The 16,615-nt window shown below is 59.3% G+C and carries 14 protein-coding genes; 9 read left to right on the forward strand and 5 right to left on the reverse strand.

What is annotated here, in order from left to right:
• Positions 1-45 precede the first annotated feature (45 nt).
• The 6 genes from hrpA (at position 46) to ACZRKZ_RS12925 (ending at position 9,300) form a co-directional block, all read left to right on the forward strand.
• Complete coding sequence (hrpA, locus tag ACZRKZ_RS12900; protein WP_463981765.1) at positions 46-3,957, forward strand: ATP-dependent RNA helicase HrpA; 3,912 nt, start codon at positions 46-48, stop codon at positions 3,955-3,957.
• A 225-nt stretch (positions 3,958-4,182) separates the two neighbouring features.
• A complete protein-coding gene (locus ACZRKZ_RS12905) occupies positions 4,183-5,304 on the forward strand; it encodes a beta-ketoacyl-ACP synthase III (RefSeq protein ID WP_463981766.1) in 1,122 nt (373 codons plus the stop codon).
• 117 nt (positions 5,305-5,421) lie between these two features.
• Entirely contained in the window at positions 5,422-6,036 is a 615-nt protein-coding gene (locus tag ACZRKZ_RS12910) for a sigma-70 family RNA polymerase sigma factor (protein WP_133101824.1), read from the forward strand.
• Positions 6,030-6,263 (forward strand): anti-sigma factor family protein, encoded by a 234-nt coding sequence (locus tag ACZRKZ_RS12915; protein WP_463970325.1) that lies wholly within the window; start codon positions 6,030-6,032, stop codon positions 6,261-6,263. Before ACZRKZ_RS12910 ends, ACZRKZ_RS12915 begins: the two co-directional genes overlap by 7 nt.
• Before the next feature lie 338 nt (positions 6,264-6,601).
• Entirely contained in the window at positions 6,602-7,936 is a 1,335-nt protein-coding gene (locus tag ACZRKZ_RS12920) for an OprO/OprP family phosphate-selective porin (RefSeq protein ID WP_463970324.1), read from the forward strand.
• Between the two features lie 239 nt (positions 7,937-8,175).
• Positions 8,176-9,300 carry a GNAT family N-acetyltransferase gene (locus ACZRKZ_RS12925; RefSeq protein ID WP_463981767.1) on the forward strand — a complete coding sequence of 375 codons (1,125 nt, stop codon included), beginning with the start codon at positions 8,176-8,178 and terminating at the stop codon, positions 9,298-9,300.
• An 11-nt stretch (positions 9,301-9,311) separates the two neighbouring features.
• Here ACZRKZ_RS12925 and aqpZ read toward each other — a convergent pair whose 3' ends face one another.
• The 5 genes from aqpZ to ACZRKZ_RS12950 form a co-directional block, all read right to left on the reverse strand.
• The gene (aqpZ, locus tag ACZRKZ_RS12930; RefSeq protein WP_133101820.1) at positions 9,312-10,013 is read right to left on the reverse strand and encodes an aquaporin Z; all 702 of its coding nucleotides are present in this window, start codon (positions 10,011-10,013) and stop codon (positions 9,312-9,314) included.
• A gap of 185 nt (positions 10,014-10,198) precedes the next feature.
• The gene (locus ACZRKZ_RS12935; protein WP_463981768.1) at positions 10,199-12,031 is read right to left on the reverse strand and encodes an ABC transporter ATP-binding protein; all 1,833 of its coding nucleotides are present in this window, start codon (positions 12,029-12,031) and stop codon (positions 10,199-10,201) included.
• An 83-nt stretch (positions 12,032-12,114) separates the two neighbouring features.
• Positions 12,115-12,678 carry a peptidylprolyl isomerase gene (locus tag ACZRKZ_RS12940; RefSeq protein WP_133101818.1) on the reverse strand — a complete coding sequence of 188 codons (564 nt, stop codon included), beginning with the start codon at positions 12,676-12,678 and terminating at the stop codon, positions 12,115-12,117.
• A 3-nt stretch (positions 12,679-12,681) separates the two neighbouring features.
• Entirely contained in the window at positions 12,682-13,485 is an 804-nt protein-coding gene (locus tag ACZRKZ_RS12945; RefSeq protein ID WP_463981769.1) for an alpha/beta fold hydrolase, read from the reverse strand.
• 14 nt (positions 13,486-13,499) lie between these two features.
• Complete coding sequence (locus ACZRKZ_RS12950; protein ID WP_463981770.1) at positions 13,500-14,423, reverse strand: LysR family transcriptional regulator; 924 nt, start codon at positions 14,421-14,423, stop codon at positions 13,500-13,502.
• 49 nt (positions 14,424-14,472) lie between these two features.
• On the opposite strand from ACZRKZ_RS12950, the gene ACZRKZ_RS12955 reads away from it, so the two are divergent.
• The 3 genes from ACZRKZ_RS12955 (at position 14,473) to ACZRKZ_RS12965 (ending at position 16,607) form a co-directional block, all read left to right on the forward strand.
• The gene (locus tag ACZRKZ_RS12955; RefSeq protein ID WP_463981771.1) at positions 14,473-14,787 is read left to right on the forward strand and encodes a 3-phosphoglycerate kinase; all 315 of its coding nucleotides are present in this window, start codon (positions 14,473-14,475) and stop codon (positions 14,785-14,787) included.
• Positions 14,788-14,937: 150 nt separating this feature from the next.
• Positions 14,938-15,537 (forward strand): FMN-dependent NADH-azoreductase, encoded by a 600-nt coding sequence (locus ACZRKZ_RS12960; RefSeq protein ID WP_463981772.1) that lies wholly within the window; start codon positions 14,938-14,940, stop codon positions 15,535-15,537.
• Between the two features lie 203 nt (positions 15,538-15,740).
• Complete coding sequence (locus ACZRKZ_RS12965) at positions 15,741-16,607, forward strand: carboxylate/amino acid/amine transporter (RefSeq protein WP_463981773.1); 867 nt, start codon at positions 15,741-15,743, stop codon at positions 16,605-16,607.
• Positions 16,608-16,615: the final 8 nt, after the last annotated feature.

The following is a 16,615-nucleotide window of genomic DNA, read 5'->3' on the forward strand; positions in this document are numbered from 1 at the left end:
ACCGCAGGCTCCCCCTGCCTTATTAAAAAGACCTTTGCGTACCTGATGACTGACCAAGCGCCCGCTATCGACCAACTGCTGAAAAACCTTGATCACGCCATGCTCGCTGACCGCCAGCGCTTGCGTCGGCAGTTGCTTGAGCTGCGCAAGAAGCCCGATGAGGACAAGCTTGCCCAGTGGGTGACACGCATGCAGGCTTCCTGCGCCCAGGTAGAGGCGCGGCGCGCGAGCCTGCCGCTGATTCGTTATGACGACAGCCTGCCCATCGCCGCCAAGCGCGACGAGATCAAGGAAGCGCTGCTCAAGCATCAAGTGCTGATCATTGCCGGTGAAACCGGCTCGGGTAAAACCACGCAATTGCCGAAGATTTGCCTGGAGATCGGCCGTGGCCAATACGGCTTGATCGGTCATACCCAGCCCCGACGAATTGCCGCGCGTAGCGTGGCGAGCCGGGTTGCTGAAGAGTTGGCTACTCCGTTGGGCTCATTGGTCGGCTATCAGGTGCGGTTCGAGGACCAAAGCGATTCCAACACCCTGATCAAACTGATGACCGACGGCATACTGCTGGCGGAAACCCAGAACGATCGCTACCTCGAACGCTACGACACCATCATTGTCGACGAAGCCCACGAACGCAGCCTGAACATCGACTTCCTGCTGGGCTATCTGAAAATCTTGCTGCCGCGTCGCCGGGACCTGAAAGTTATCATCACCTCGGCCACCATCGACCTGGAGCGCTTTTCCAAGCATTTCAACGATGCGCCGATTGTCGAGGTCTCTGGCCGCACCTTCCCGGTAGAAACCTGGTACCGCCCGCTGACCCTGGAACAGGACGAAGAGGGCAACCGTATCGAGGACGACTTGACGGTGGACCAGGCGATTCTGGCCACCCTCGATGAAATCGCTGCTTTTGAGCGCAGCGAGCGCAAGAGCCCTGGCGATGTGCTGGTGTTCCTGCCCGGCGAGCGAGAGATTCGCGATGCCGCCGACATGCTGCGCAAGGCCCAGCTCAAACATACCGAAATCCTGCCGCTGTATGCGCGCCTGTCGCCGGCTGAACAGCAGCGGATTTTCCAGTCCCATCCAGGCCGGCGCGTGGTGCTGGCGACCAACGTCGCTGAAACCTCATTGACGGTGCCGGGCATTCGCTACGTGATCGACAGCGGTACCGCGCGCATTAGCCGCTACAGCTATCGCGCCAAGGTCCAGCGCCTGCCCATCGAAGCCGTGTCCCAGGCCAGCGCCAACCAGCGTAAAGGTCGTTGCGGACGGGTCGAGCCGGGCATCTGCGTGCGGTTGTACAGCGAAGAAGATTTTATCGGGCGCCCGGAGTTCACTGACCCGGAAATCCTGCGTACTAACCTGGCGGCGGTGATCTTGCAGATGCTGCACCTGCGCCTGGGTGAGATCACCGATTTCCCGTTTATCGAGCCGCCGGATGGCAAGGCCATCAGCGACGGTTTCAACCTGCTGCAAGAGCTGTCGGCGGTGGACCGCAACAGCCAGCTGACGCCGATGGGCCGGCAACTGGCGCGCCTGCCGGTGGACCCGCGCATGGGCCGCATGTTGCTGGAGGCGGCCAAGCTTGGCAGCTTGCAGGAGGTGTTGATCGTGGCCAGCGCCATGTCGATCCAGGACCCGCGCGAGCGCCCGCCGGAGCGCCAGCAAGCGGCTGACCAGGCCCACGCGCAATGGAAGGACATCGATTCTGACTTCGCCGGGCTGGTCAATCTGTGGCGTGGCTTTGAAGAGCAGCGCCAGGCATTGACCGCCAGCCCACTGCGCAACTGGTGTCGCAAGAATTTCCTGAATTACCTGCGTTTGCGCGAATGGCGCGACTCCCATCGCCAATTGAGCCTGATCTGCCGTGACATGCAGTTGACCCTCAATAAAGAGCCCGCCGACTACCCGAAATTGCACAAGGCGGTGCTGTCTGGCCTGCTCAGTCAGATCGGCCAGAAGACCGAAGACGGCGACTACCTCGGCGCCCGTCAGCGGCGCTTCTGGATTCATCCGTCCTCGGGGCTGGGCAAGAAACGCCCGCAATGGTTGATGGCCGCCGAACTGGTGGAAACCACCAAGCTGTATGCGCGGATGGTGGCCAAGATCGATGCCGACTGGATCGAGCCTTTGGCCGGTCACCTGATCAAGAAAAACCACTTCGAACCTCATTGGGAGAAGAAGCGCGGACAGGTGGTGGCTTTTGAACAGATCACCCTGTTCGGGCTGATTGTGGTGGGCCGCCGGCCGGTGCATTACGGACCGATCGATCCGGTCACTTCCCGCGAGATGTTTATCCGCGACGGCCTGGTGCGTGGTGAGATCCAGTCCCGGGCCAAGTGCCTGACCGCCAATACGCTGCTGCTGGAGCAGCTCGACGAATTGGAAGCCAAGGCTCGTCGCCGTGACATTCTGGCGGACGAAGAAACTCTGTTTGCCTTTTATGACGCGCGCTTGCCGGCGGAGATTCACCAGACCGCGACGTTCGACAGTTGGTACAAGGTCAACAGCCAGAAAGACCCGCAACTGCTGATCATGCGCGAAGAAGACGTGCTGGCCCGCGAAGCCAGTGAAGTCACTGCCGCCCATTATCCAGACACCCTGCACCTGGGCGACCTCGCCCTGGCTTTGAGCTATCACTTCGAGCCCAACCATCCCCGGGATGGTGTGACCTTGCGCGTGCCGGCGCCGCTGCTGCCGGCCTTGCCCGCCGAGCGCCTGGAATGGCTGGTGCCCGGCGTGATCGAAGCCAAGTGCATCGCCCTGGTGCGCAACCTGCCCAAGGCCCTGCGCAAAAACTTCGTGCCGGTGCCGGACTTCGTCAAGGCGGCGCTGCAGCGCATCGAATTTGCCAACGGTTCGCTGCCACAGGCCCTGGGGCGCGAGTTGTTACGCATGACCGGCGCCCGGGTCAGCGATGAAGCCTGGGCCGAGGCTGCACAGCAGGTGGAAAACCACCTGAAGATGAACCTGGAGGTGGTCGACGGCCAGGGCAAGTTCCTTGGTGAGGGCCGTGACCTGGCTGAGCTGACCGCGCGATTTGCCGAGGCCAGCCAGGCCGCCTTGGCGGTACCGCAGACCGCGAAAAGCCAACAGCCGGTGGAGGCCAAGGTGTTCGCCGCCGTCGCCGAGAAAACTCAAGCGAAGATCGCTGGGCTGTCGATGACGGTCTATCCGGCGCTAGTGGAAGAAAACGGCACGGTCAAGGAAGGACGTTTCTCCACCGCCGCCGAAGCCGAGTTCCAGCATCGCCGCGCTTTGCAGCGTTTGCTGATGCAGCAATTGGCCGAACCGGCGAAATTCCTGCGGGGCAAGTTGCCCGGCCTTACCGAACTGGGGCTGATGTACCGCGAATTGGGGCGTATCGATGCGCTGGTGGAAGACATTCTGCTGGCCAGCCTCGACAGCTGCGTGCTGGAAGGGGAAGCGAACCCGCCCCGCGATGGCGCCGGTTTGGCGGCCCTGGCCGAACGTAAACGGGGCGGTTGGACCGAGCACGCCGAGCGTCTGGCGCGCTTGACCCTTGAGGTGCTGAAGCTGTGGCACGCTCTGCAAAAACGCTTCAAGGGCAAGATCGATTTGGCCCAGGCGGTGGCGCTCAATGATATCAAGCAACAGTTGAGTCACTTGGTGTACCCAGGCTTTGTGCGGGAAACACCGGCGCAATGGTTCAAGGAGTTGCCGCGCTTCCTCAAGGCTATCGAGTTGCGCCTGGAGAAACTCCCAAGCCAGGTGCAGAAGGACCGGGTCTGGAGTTCTGAACTGAGCGGTTTATGGAGCCAGTACCAGACGCGCCTGAACAAGCACACCCAGGAAGGCAAGCGCGACCCGCAGTTGGAGCTATACCGATGGTGGCTGGAGGAATATCGAGTGTCGTTGTTTGCCCAGCAATTGGGAACAAAGGTGCCAATTTCGGACAAACGCTTGAGTAAACAGTGGAGCCTGGTGGAGGCGTGACCTGAATTGCGGGGGCAGGGTGCTATCGCAAAAGGCGCCAAAGCCCCCGGTTTATGGCAAACTTCGCCGCTATAAATGCCAGGTTCGTCTAGATGGGTTGTTACAGCCACGACGCGATGGACTAAAGCGATTCCCGTTTGATGTCCGCGGGGCGGACTAGAACGACTTACGGTTTGGTACGAAGGTGCCAATACCTTCCGCCTGAACAGATTTAGAGGAACGACCGTGCATAACGTCGTCATCAGCGGCACAGGCTTGTACACCCCGGCCAACAGCATCTCCAACGAAGAGCTGGTGCAGTCTTTCAATGCTTACGTCCAACAGTTCAATGCCGAGAATGCCGCCGCCATCGAGCAGGGCGACGTCCAGGCGCTGACCGAATCCAATGCCGCCTTTATCGAAAAGGCCTCGGGTATCAAGAGCCGTTTTGTCATGGACAAGGAAGGCATTCTTGACCCAAAACGCATGGCGCCACGCTTGCCCGAGCGCTCCAATGACGAGTGGTCGATTCTTTGCCAAATGGCCATTGGTGCTGCCGAGCAAGCCTTGCAGCGGGCTGGCAAGACTGCCGCCGACATCGACGGCGTGATCGTTGCCTGTTCCAACCTGCAACGGGCTTACCCGGCCATCGCCATCGAAGTCCAGGAAGCCCTGGGGATTCAGGGTTTTGGTTTTGACATGAACGTGGCCTGCTCTTCAGCCACCTTCGGCATCCAGAACGCCTGCAACAGCATCCAACTGGGCCAGGCCCGGGCGATCCTGATGGTCAACCCGGAAATCTGCACCGGCCACCTGAACTTCCGCGACCGTGACAGCCACTTCATCTTTGGCGACGCGGCCACGGCGGTGATTCTTGAGCGGGCTGACCTGGCTACCTCCGAGCATCAATTCGATGTGGTCAGCACCAAGTTGCTGACCAAGTTCTCCAATAACATCCGCAACAACTTCGGCTTCCTCAACCGCGCTGCGGAAGAAGGCGTCGGTGCGCCGGACAAGCTGTTCGTGCAAGAAGGTCGCAAAGTCTTCCGGGATGTCTGCCCGATGGTTGCCGAGTTGATTGGCCAACACTTGACTGAAAACCAGTTGAGCGTGACTGATGTCAAGCGTTTCTGGCTGCATCAGGCCAACCTGAGCATGAACCACCTGATCGTCAAGAGGCTGCTGGGTCGTGAAGCCACGGAGGAAGAAGCTCCGGTAATCCTCGATACTTATGCCAACACCAGTTCGGCCGGTTCGGTGATTGCGTTTCATACTTACCAGGATGACTTGCCCAAGGGTGCTGTGGCGGTACTCAGCTCCTTTGGTGCCGGTTATTCGATTGGTAGTGTGATCCTGCGCAAGCGCTGATTCACTGGACGGACGCGGTCAGTGGGAGTGGGCTTGTCGCATCGCGGCGATCTGACAAGCCCGGCTCCCACATTGACCGTATGGTTACCTGGAAATGTCTTTGTACCGAGGTCTTGAATGGCAGCAGCGGACGACTCGCACCTGCTCGAACGCTTGCTTAAGGGTGAGCAGCGGGCGTACAAGGAATTGGTCAGCACCTACCAGAGCGCCATGCGCGCTGTGGCTTATGCCATCGTTGGCCAGCGACATGCCGATGAGGTGGTGCAGGACGCCTGGCTCTCGGTGGTGCGCAACCTGGCGAAGTTTGAGGGGCGTTCGAGTCTCAAGACGTGGTTGCTGACCATCACCGCCAATTCGGCCAAGGGCCGCTACAAGCAAAACCGTCGGGAGGTGCTGCTCGATGACCTGCCGTCGCCCCACGGTACCGTCGGCGACGAGCGCTTCGCCGCCGGTGACGGCCACTGGCTGGTTGCCCCATTTGCCTGGCACGAAGACACCCCCGAGGCGCTACTGACTGAAAACGAGCTGCGCGAATGCCTTGAGCACACGCTGCTGAGTCTTTCCCAATTGCAAAGCAGCGTGCTGCTGTTGCGTGAACGTCAGGGCCTGGAGTTGGAGGAGATTTGTAATCTTCTGGAAATTTCGCTCTCCAATGTCCGTGTGCTGCTGCATCGAGCACGGCTTAAAGTCTTCGCCACGGTGGAGCATTTTGAGGAAACCGGCGAATGTTGACCTGTAAAGAACAAGTGGCGCGCTCCAGTGACTATCTCGATGGGCAGTTGACCTTTCGTGAGCGCTTGCTGGTACGTCACCACTTGCTGTTCTGCCCCAATTGCCGGCGCTTTATTCGTCAGATGCGCTTGATGCAGGCCACGCTACGGATCATGCCCGAGCCACCGGTGGCGGGCATCGACGAGTTGGCCGAGCGCCTGGCTGCCGAGCGTTCCGGCAAACCTTAGATACTGACATTGTTCACCGTCACACCGAGCCTGCGACGATCCTGGTCGCGGGCTTTTTTTCGTCCTTCAAAAACATTCGGGAAAAAATATTTCATTTCTGTCAGTTTTTTTTCATGCTTTTTTATCTGCCATTTCCGACACTTTTTTCAATAAGACGCTTGCTGGCCGTGGCTTTGCGCTTATTTCCTTTGGTTGTAAGAAAGTTCCCCTGTAACAAAATCTTTATGTTGCAGCAACCCGGCTGAAATATCCCCTCGCCAAGATCCCCTCCCAACACCAGCGGGCCAGAGCCCGCGTGTTTTCCAATGCAAAAGACCACCAATTAGGGGAATTCTTCGATGATCCGTAAGCACTTCGCCGGTTTAGCTGCCAGCGCCCTGGCCCTGGCCGTTACCGCCCAGGCTTTCGCTGGTACTGTCACTACTGACGGCGCCGATATCGTTGTCAAAACCAAGGGCGGCCTTGAGGTTGCTACTACCGACCAGAACTTCAGCTTCAAGCTGGGTGGTCGCCTGCAAGCCGATTACGGCACATTTGACGGTTTCTACACCAAGAACGGTGACTCGGCCGACGCCACTTACTTCCGCCGTGCTTACCTGGAACTGGGCGGCACCGTCTATAAGGATTTCAAATACCAGCTCAGCTATGACTTCTCCCACAACTCGGGCAACTCCGACGACGGTTACTTCGACGAAGCATCCATGTCCTACGTGGGCTTCAAGCCGGTCACCATCCGTATCGGCCGTTTCGACGCCGATTTTGGCCTGGAAAAAGCCACCAGCTCCAAGTGGGTCACTGGCATCGAGCGTAACTCGGCGTACGAAATGGCCGACTGGGTCAACTCCCACGAAAACGGCATGGGTATCCAGGTCAGCTCTGTGGTTGCCGACATGGCTTACCTGTCCGCCAGCGTTGCGTCCAAGGACATCAACGATAAGGACGGCAAAGGCGTGAAGCAATTCAACGGCCGTGCCGTATTCGCGCCGCTGCATGAAACCGGCAACGTCTTGCACGTCGGCCTGGACGTCGCGGTACGCGACCTGAAAGACACCGCTTTTGACTCCCGCATCCGTCCTCGCCTCGGCGTACGTGGCGTGTCAACCTCTGGCGGCAACGATGCTGGCACCAATGGTAACCGTGGCACCTTCGGCGGCGGCGTGGGCCTGGACTCCGGCAACCTGACCAGCACCGACGCTTACGACACCGACACCGTGTTCGGCGGCGAATTCGCCTTCGCTACCGGCCCGCTGTCGCTGCAGGCTGAATACCTGAGCCGCAAGATGAAGGCTGACAGCAGTTCCTATCAGGACGTCAAGTCCAGCGGCTTCTACGGTCAACTGGCCTACACCCTGACCGGCGAATCGCGCATCTACAAACTCGACGGCGCCAAGTTCGACACCATCAAGCCCCAAAACAAGCAGTTCGGCGCGTGGGAAGTTTTCTACCGATACGACAACATCAAGGTTGATGACAAAAACGTTGTCCGCAACAGCGCTACCCGTGAAGTGGGCGATGCCAAGGCCAACCTGAACACTATCGGTGTCAACTGGTACGCCAACGAAGCGGTCCGAGTCTCGGCCAACTACATCAAGGTCAGCACCGACAAGATCGTCAACGCCAATGGCGATGACAGCGGTGATGCCATCGTAGCCCGCGTGCAATACGTGTTCTAAGCAGCCTGTAACACCGTTTCATCGCGCTCTTTCTTCATCCGTTAAAGCGCTTCTCTTTTTTCACCCCGCCGATTGGCGGGGTTTTTTTTTGCTCTGAAAACTCACTGCTTTGTGTAGGAGCGAGCTTGCTCGCGAAAAAACCAGCGGGAGACGGGTTCTGTCAGAATGAGCGCGTTATTGTTGATAGCCATCGCGAGCAAGCTCGCTCCTACATAAAGCAGTTGTCGCCGGGGAATGGGATGCCGTTACAACGTTTGAATAGCTTGTGCGCGATTGCACCTGATGAGTGGAACGCACTGGTCCCCGTCGATCAGCCTTTTTTACGCCATGCCTTCCTTAGTGCGCTTGAGGACAGTGCCAGCCTTGGCCCGCAGTCCGGCTGGCAGCCCGAGCATTTGCTGCATTATGAAGGCGAGCGCTTGATCGCTGCGCTGCCCAGCTATCGCAAGTGGCACTCTTACGGCGAATACGTGTTTGACCATGGCTGGGCCGACGCTTGCGAGCGCGCGGGCATCGACTACTACCCGAAATTGCTCACCGCCGTGCCCTTCAGCCCGGTCAGCGGCCCGCGCCTGCTGGCGGCCAGCCCCGAGGACGGTTTCGAGTTGCTCAAGAGCCTGCCCGGTTATCTGGAGATCGAAGGCCTTTCCAGCGCCCATATCAACTTTACCGACGCACTGGCCGACGTCGCACTGGCGCAGCAGCCGGGTTGGTTGCAGCGCCTGGGTTGCCAGTTTCATTGGCAGAACCGCGGTTATCGGGACTTCCAGGACTTCCTCGACGCCTTGAGTTCGCGCAAGCGTAAACAGATGCGCAAGGAGCGCGAACAGGTAGCGGGGCAGGGCATTGAGTTCGAGTGGTTACAAGGCCATGAGTTGAGTGAGGCGCAGTGGGATTTTGTCTACGCCTGTTACGCCAATACCTACGCCGTGCGCCGGCAGTCGCCTTACCTGACCCGGGCGTTTTTCAGCTTATTGGCTGAGCGCATGCCGGAGGCGATTCGGGTGGTGCTGGCCAAGCAAGGCTCGCGGCCAGTGGCGATGGCCTTTAGCTTGATCGGAGGCGACAGCCTTTACGGGCGATACTGGGGCTGCCTGGCGGAATTCGACCGCCTGCATTTCGAGACCTGTTTCTATCAGGGCATGGATTACGCGATTACCCATGGCCTGCAACGTTTCGACGCCGGCGCTCAAGGGGAGCATAAATTGATTCGCGGGTTTGAGCCGGTGATTACCCATTCCTGGCATTACCTGCGCCATCCCGGATTGAAAGCGGCGGTGGCGGACTTCCTGGAGCGCGAGCGCAGTGAAATCCTCGCCTATGCCGAGGAGGCGCGCTCAGCCTTGCCTTACCGGCAGGGCTGAACGCGCTTGGCTCAGGCAGTCTCTTCCTTGCCCAGCCATCGATAGGTTATACCGCCGACCACCGCCCCGAGGATCGGCGCCAGCCAGAACATCCACAATTGCTGGATGGCCCAACCGCCGACAATCAGCGCCGGCCCGGTACTGCGGGCGGGGTTGACCGAGGTGTTGGTGACGGGGATCGAGATCAGGTGGATCAGCGTCAGCGTCAGGCCAATGGCAATCGGCGCGAAACCGGCCGGGGCACGACGGTCGGTGGCGCCGAGAATGATCAGCACGAACATCGCCGTCATCACCAGCTCACAGACAAACCCCGCTGTCATCGAATAGCCACCGGGTGAATGCTCGCCATAGCCATTGGACGCAAGCCCGCTGGCCAGTTCGAAACCCGGTTTGCCGCTGGCAATGAAATACAGCAATGCTGCCGCGATGATTCCACCGGCCACTTGCGCCACGATGTACGCCGGTAACTCCCTGGCCGGAAACCTTCCGCCCACTACCAGCCCCACCGATACTGCCGGGTTGAGATGACAACCGCTGATATGGCCGATGGCAAAGGCCATGGTCAGCACGGTAAGCCCAAACGCCAGCGACACACCCAGCAGACCGATTCCGACATTGGGGAACGCTGCGGCCAACACCGCACTCCCGCAGCCACCCAACACCAGCCAAAACGTACCTAAACACTCCGTCACTGAGCGTTTGAATAGAGACATGAACACGTCCTTGATAGATCACTCTATCGAATCAGTAAACCAATGATGCTCCCTGCAGATTTACTACAGGCCCCTCCGGGTCCTGGCCTTGATTACAGCACGGATGTGGCACAAATCCAGTGCATGAAAAAGCGCCAGGGCCCTTTGGATTCGGGCGCTGGCGCTATGGGTAGTGGCAAAGTATGTCAGTCGATCCCGACAAACCCTCCAGTCTGGTGCTGCCACAACCGCGCATACAACCCACCATGAGCCAACAACTCGGCATGGCTGCCACTCTCGGCAATCTGGCCCTTCTCCAGCACCACCAAGCGGTCCATCCGTGCAATGGTGGAAAGCCTGTGGGCGATGGCGATCACCGTCTTGCCCTGCATGAGGGTTTCCAGGCTTTCCTGGATCGCCGCTTCCACTTCCGAGTCCAGCGCCGAGGTGGCTTCATCCATGATCAGGATCGGCGCGTCCTTGAGCAGCACTCGGGCGATGGCGATGCGCTGGCGTTGCCCGCCGGAGAGCTTCACCCCGCGTTCACCGACGTGGGCATCCAGGCTGGTGCGGCCTTCGGCGTCCGAGAGTAGCGGGATGAACTCGTCGGCACGGGCCTTGTGAACGGCTTCCCACAGTTCGTCGTCGGTGGCGTCGGGCTTGCCGTACAGCAAGTTGTCGCGAATCGAACGGTGCAGCAGCGAGGTGTCCTGGGTGATCATGCCGATGCGCTCGCGCAGGCTTTCCTGGGCCACTTCGGTAATGTTCTGGCCGTCGATCAGGATGCGCCCGCCTTGCAGGTCATACAGGCGCAGCAGCAGGTTGACCAACGTCGACTTGCCGGCGCCGGACGGGCCGATCAGGCCGATTTTTTCACCCGGCTTGATGTCCAGGTTCAGGCCGCCGATGATTCCGCTTTTCTTGCCATAGTGGAAATCCACCTGCTCGAAACGCACTTCGCCATGGGGCACGCTCAGGCGTGGGGCGTTTTCCCGGTCGGTCACGGCCACCGGTTGCGCGATGGTTTTCAGGCCGTCTTGAACCATGCCGATGTTCTCGAAAATGCCGTTGACCACCCACATGATCCAGCCGGACATGTTGACGATGCGAATCACCAGGCCAGTGGCCAGTGCGATGGCGCCCACCGAGATCAGCGACTGGGTCCACAGCCACAGGGCAAGGCCCGTGGTGGTGACGATCAACAGACCATTCATGCTGGTGACAGCGATGTCCATGCTGGTCACCACGCGGCCGGCCAACTGGCTTTTTTGCGTTTGTTCGACGATGGCTTCCTTGGCGTAGTTCTGCTCGAAGTTGGTATGGGCAAACAGTTTCAAGGTGGTGATGTTGGTGTAGCCGTCGACGATCCGTCCCATGAGCTTGGAGCGCGCTTCGGAGGAGTTCACTGAGCGTTGTTTGACCCGTGGCACGAAGTAGGTAAGGGCCAGGCCGTAGCAGACGATCCAACTGATCAGCGGGATCATCAGCCGCCAGTCAGCCTCGGCGAACAGCACCAGGGCGCTGATGGCGTAGATCAGTACATGCCAGATGGCATCCACTGCCGACACTGCCGAATCCCGCAGGGAAGTGCCGGTTTGCATGATGCGCTGGGCAATGCGCCCGGCGAAGTCATTCTGGAAGAAGTTCAGGCTCTGTTTGAGCACGTAGCTGTGGTTCTGCCAGCGGATCAGGCTGGTCATGCCGGGGTTGATGGTCTGGTGCACCAGAAAATCGTGCAGGGCGCCGAAGATCGGGCGCAGTAGCAAGGCAACCACGGCCATCCAGATCAGCTCGGTGCTGTGGATCTGGAAGAAGTTGGCGGGCGGCGTGCCCTGGGCCAGGTCGATGATGCGGCTCAGGTAGCTGAACAGCGCCACTTCGATCAACGCGCCAATTAGCCCCACCACCAGCAGCGCGGCAAAGCACGGCCATACCTGGCGCAGGTAATAGAGGTAGAAGGGCAGGACTTTATCGGGAGGGGCCGCGCTGGGAGGCTCGCGGAAAATATCGATCAGTTGTTCAAAACGACGATAGAGCATTAGGTCTGACGCCCGCCTGGCGGGCTCTCCTGTTCAAATACGCGCGGTGCCTTGTGGGCACCGCGCGAAACTCCCTGTAGACCTCAGTCGATGCGCTTGGCCGACTTGATCAGGACAGGATCGATTGGCACGTTTTGCATGCCGCTTTTGGTGGCGGTCTGCGAGTTGACGATGACGTCAACCACGTCCATGCCTTTGACCACTTTGGCAAATACGGCGTAACCGGCATCGCGACCCGGATCGAGGAAGGCATTGTCGGCGACGTTGATAAAGAACTGGCTGGTGGCGGAGTTTGGATTCGAAGTGCGCGCCATCGACAAGGTGCCGCGTACGTTATGCAGGCCGTTGCTGGCTTCGTTAGTGATCGGTGGCTGGGTGTCTTTCTGCTGCATCTGCGTGGTGAAACCACCGCCCTGAACCATGAACCCAGGGATCACACGGTGAAAAATGGTGTTGGTGTAGAAACCCTTGTCGACGTACTCAAGGAAGTTCTTGGTGCTGATTGGCGCCTTTACCGGGTCCAGTTCGATTTCGATTTCGCCGTTGGTGGTAACGAGCAATACATGGGGTGCCTTGGCCGGCGTGGCCGCCATCAGGTTGGCAGCAAACAGAACGGAACCGGCAAAGAGGGCGATTTTTTTCAGCATGGGTCAGTGATCCTGGGTAGTGGTTTCGACTGTCTTTAGAAAGTCGAGCAAGGTGGCATTAAAGACTTCGGATTGGTCCAAGGGCGTGGCATGGCGAGAATCCTTGATCACCACCAGCCGCGCATCGGGCAGCAGTTTTACATAGATTTCCTTCTGCGCCACCGGGGTGTAGTCGTGGTCGGCGCTGACGACCAGCGTTGGACAGGAAATTCGTGAAAGTCGTTCCTGAACGCTCCAGCCGACGATTGCATCGAAGCTAGCGAGGTAAGCACGTTTGTCGTTTTTTGCCCAGCGTTCGGTCATTTTGCGCCGCAGTTCGGCCTGCTCCGGTTTGGGGAAGAGCATGCTGCCCAAGGCCTTGCCGATGCTGTTCAAGCTGAGGATTCGCGCCAGGCTCCAGCGCTTGGCCCATTGCCAATAATCGTTGGCGGTGCGGACCTTGACTTGGGGCGCGCTGTTGACGATGCACAGGCTCTTGAGCAAATGGGGCTGATCCACCGCCAATTGAAAGGCGATCATACCGCCCATGGACAAACCGACCACGTGAGCCGGTGTCAGTTGCAGATGTTCGATCAGCGCCACCAAATCGGCGGTAAACCCGGCGATGCTGTAGCGTTCACGGGGTTTGTCGGAGCGGCCGTGACCGCGTACATCCACCACGATCAACCGGTAGTGCTTGGACAGCACAGGCACCTGAAACTCCCAATCCAGGCTGCTGGAGCCTAGGCCGTGGATTAGGATCAGCGGCGCGCCGTGGCCATATTCCTCGTAATGCAGGGTGCAACCTTCATGTTCGAAATAGGCCATCGGTGAACTCCGTTTCAGGCTTGCTGTGGTGCTGCAAAGGGCGCATCCAGCGGCGCGGTGTCAAAGGTGCGCAGCAGTTCGACGAGAATCTGCGTGGCCGGACCCAAGGGTTTGTCTTTGTTGGCGTACAGGAAAAACGTCGGATGGCGACTGCCGCCCTGTTCCAAGGGTAGCTGCTTGAGCACGCCTTCCTTGAGTTCGCGTTCGATCATGTGCCGGGGCAGCCAGGCAAACCCCAGGCCGCTGCCGACGAAGGCGGCGGCGGTGGCCAGGCTGCCGACGGTCCAGCGCTGCTCGGCGCCGAGCCAGCCGACATCCCGCGGTTGCTGGCGACCGGAGTCGCGGATCACCACTTGCATTTGGCTTTCCAGGTCCTGGAAGCTCAGTTCGCGGTTCAGTCGGTGCAACGGATGCTCGGGATGGGCAACGGCGACAAATTCCACGTCGCTCATCTCGGTGCCCAGGTAACCCGCAATGCTGAAGCCGCTGATGGCCAGGTCGGCCACGCCGTCCATCAGCAACTCTTCGACGCCGGAGAGCACTTCTTCGCGCAGGCGTACCCGGCAGCCCCGGCTTTGTGGCATAAAGGCGGTGAGGGCACGCACCAGGCGGGCATTGGGATAGGCCGCATCGACCACCAGTCGCACTTCGGCTTCCCAGCCCTGCTCCATATGGTGGGCGAGGTCTTCCAATTGGCTGGCGCTTTTCACCAGTTGCCGGGAGCGGCGCAGCAGCACTTCGCCGGCGTCGGTCAGGACCGCCTTGCGCCCGTCGATGCGCAGCAGCGGCACGCCCAGTTGGTCTTGCATGCGTGCAACGGTGTAACTCACGGAGGATTGCGAACGGTGTAGCGCTTCAGCCGCCTGGGCGAAGCCACCATGGTCGACCACGGCCTGCAGCGTGCGCCATTGATCAAGGGTAACGCGGGGCGCTTTCAAAATGGGTTCCTCTTGTCCTAAGCTGGCGGTCCTTATTGGAGACTGCCGAATGAGAAAATTCTGTTGTGTGCTGCTGGCGCTGCTGCCTTTGAGCGCGTTTGCCTATCCGATCGATGTGGAGAAAAGCATCACCGGGGTCAGTATTGATTACACCGCCGATGACACTGATGCCGACATTAGTTCGATCCAGCTAAACAATTACGGGACGAACGACGCGGTGTGCAAGGTAGCCTTTCGCAATGGTCCGGAAACGCCGCGTCTGCGGACGGTTACGGTGCCTGCCGGTAAAAGCACCCATGCAACCGCCAAGTTCACGCGCTCGATTATCAAGATGCGCATCCAGCTGACCTGCGCCGCGAAATAAGGCAAAGCTGCGCGTGCCCACAGCGATACTGCGCTTATAAACAAATTTATAGATGGGTTATAGCAGTTTTTTACGCTTTTTTATCGAATCGGTTCTGTTTAGCCTTCACTCCATCGACTTACAGCATTCACCGATGGAGGCTACCGAGCCATGTCACGCGTTCTGATCATTGAAAGCAGCGCCCGCCAGCAGGATTCAATCTCCCGCCAACTGACTCAACAGTTCATCAGGCAATGGCAGATTTCCCATCCGGCTGATCAGATCACTGTGCGTGACTTGGCCATCAACCCGGTGCCTCACTTGGACGCCAACCTGCTGGGCGGCTGGATGAAGCCCGCCGAGCAACGCAACGCCATCGAGCAGGTAGCTCTGGAGCGCTCCAACGAGCTGACCGACGAACTGCTGGCCGCCGACGTCCTGGTGATGGCCGCGCCGATGTACAACTTCGCCATTCCCAGCACCCTCAAGGCCTGGCTCGACCATGTGCTGCGCGCCGGCGTGACCTTCAAGTACACCGCCACCGGGCCTCAAGGGCTGCTCAATGAAAAGCGTGCTTTCGTCCTGACCGCTCGCGGCGGCATCCATGCCGGCGCTACCAGCGATCATCAGGAACCCTACCTGCGCCAGGTCATGGGCTTTATCGGCATCCATGACGTCACCTTCATTCATGCCGAAGGGGTGAACCTGGGTGGAGATTTCCAGGAGAAAGGCTTGAATCAAGCCAAGGCGTTATTGGCGCAGGTTGCCTGATCCTTTAATCGCCAGATAATCGCCTGATGTTTGAATAGCTCCACGCAAACCCTTCAAGTATGCGTACTGAACCTCCCTTTGCACTTGTTGCTCCTGAGTGCTCCGACCCGATTGACGCTTTAGCGAGATCGGGTTTTTTTTGCCTTGAGTTTCGCAAGTGCTGGAAAACCGCTAAGGTCGCCGCCATTCGATACGAGGCGAGCATGGGCTATCTACTGGTTGTCACCCTGATTCAGGCGTTTTCCTTCAGCCTGATCGGCGAATACCTTGCCGGTCACGTCGACAGCTACTTCGCTGTGCTGGTGCGGGTATTGCTGGCCGGGCTGGTGTTTATCCCGCTGACCCGCTGGCGTTCAGTGGAGCCAGCCTTCATGCGCGGCATGTTGCTGATCGGCGCCCTGCAATTTGGCGTGACTTACGTTTGTCTGTACTTGAGCTTCCGGGTGCTGACGGTGCCGGAGGTATTGCTGTTCACCATCCTCACACCCTTGCATGTGACCTTGATCGAGGATGCCCTGAACCGGCGCTTCAATCCGTGGGCGCTGATCGCCGCGCTGGTGGCGGTAGCGGGTGCGGCGGTGATTCGTTTTGATCAGATTAACCCCGACTTCTTCATGGGCTTTTTGCTGCTGCAACTGGCCAACTTCACCTACGCGGCCGGGCAGGTGCTTTACAGGCGCCTGGTGGCCCGTCACCCCAGCGATCTGCCGCACTATCGGCGTTTCGGTTATTTCTATCTCGGTGCGTTGGCGGTGGTTTTGCCGGCGTTCCTGCTGTTCGGCAAGGCCAATTTCCTGCCGGAAGCGCCGTTGCAATGGGGCGTGCTGGTGTTCCTTGGCCTGGTCAGCACTGCACTGGGCTTGTACTGGTGGAACAAGGGCGCTTGCCAGGTCAACGGCGGCACGCTGGCAGTGATGAATAACCTGCATGTGCCAGTGGGGTTGCTGCTGAACCTGTTGATCTGGAATCAGCATGAGCCGTTAGGGCGGTTGTTTCTGGGTGGTCTGGTGATTCTGGGGGCGGTGTGGATCAGCCGATTGGGCATCAAGCGCACCGCCAGCGCCCTGTAGGCGCTGGC

Source organism: Pseudomonas sp. c313 (genome assembly GCF_055407145.1).

Excerpts from the sequence above, each read along its gene's own strand:
- ACZRKZ_RS12955 (WP_463981771.1), top strand. The coding sequence starts at position 14,473 with ATGAGAAAATTCTGTTGTGTGCTGCTGGCGCTGCTGCCTTTGAGCGCG.
- aqpZ (WP_133101820.1), bottom strand. The coding sequence starts at position 10,013 with ATGTCTCTATTCAAACGCTCAGTGACGGAGTGTTTAGGTACGTTTTGG.
- ACZRKZ_RS12920 (WP_463970324.1), top strand. The coding sequence starts at position 6,602 with ATGATCCGTAAGCACTTCGCCGGTTTAGCTGCCAGCGCCCTGGCCCTG.
- ACZRKZ_RS12945 (WP_463981769.1), bottom strand. The coding sequence starts at position 13,485 with ATGGCCTATTTCGAACATGAAGGTTGCACCCTGCATTACGAGGAATAT.
- ACZRKZ_RS12960 (WP_463981772.1), top strand. The coding sequence starts at position 14,938 with ATGTCACGCGTTCTGATCATTGAAAGCAGCGCCCGCCAGCAGGATTCA.
- hrpA (WP_463981765.1), top strand. The coding sequence starts at position 46 with ATGACTGACCAAGCGCCCGCTATCGACCAACTGCTGAAAAACCTTGAT.
- ACZRKZ_RS12965 (WP_463981773.1), top strand. The coding sequence starts at position 15,741 with ATGGGCTATCTACTGGTTGTCACCCTGATTCAGGCGTTTTCCTTCAGC.
- ACZRKZ_RS12910 (WP_133101824.1), top strand. The coding sequence starts at position 5,422 with ATGGCAGCAGCGGACGACTCGCACCTGCTCGAACGCTTGCTTAAGGGT.
- ACZRKZ_RS12925 (WP_463981767.1), top strand. The coding sequence starts at position 8,176 with ATGCCGTTACAACGTTTGAATAGCTTGTGCGCGATTGCACCTGATGAG.
- ACZRKZ_RS12940 (WP_133101818.1), bottom strand. The coding sequence starts at position 12,678 with ATGCTGAAAAAAATCGCCCTCTTTGCCGGTTCCGTTCTGTTTGCTGCC.
- ACZRKZ_RS12915 (WP_463970325.1), top strand. The coding sequence starts at position 6,030 with ATGTTGACCTGTAAAGAACAAGTGGCGCGCTCCAGTGACTATCTCGAT.
- ACZRKZ_RS12935 (WP_463981768.1), bottom strand. The coding sequence starts at position 12,031 with ATGCTCTATCGTCGTTTTGAACAACTGATCGATATTTTCCGCGAGCCT.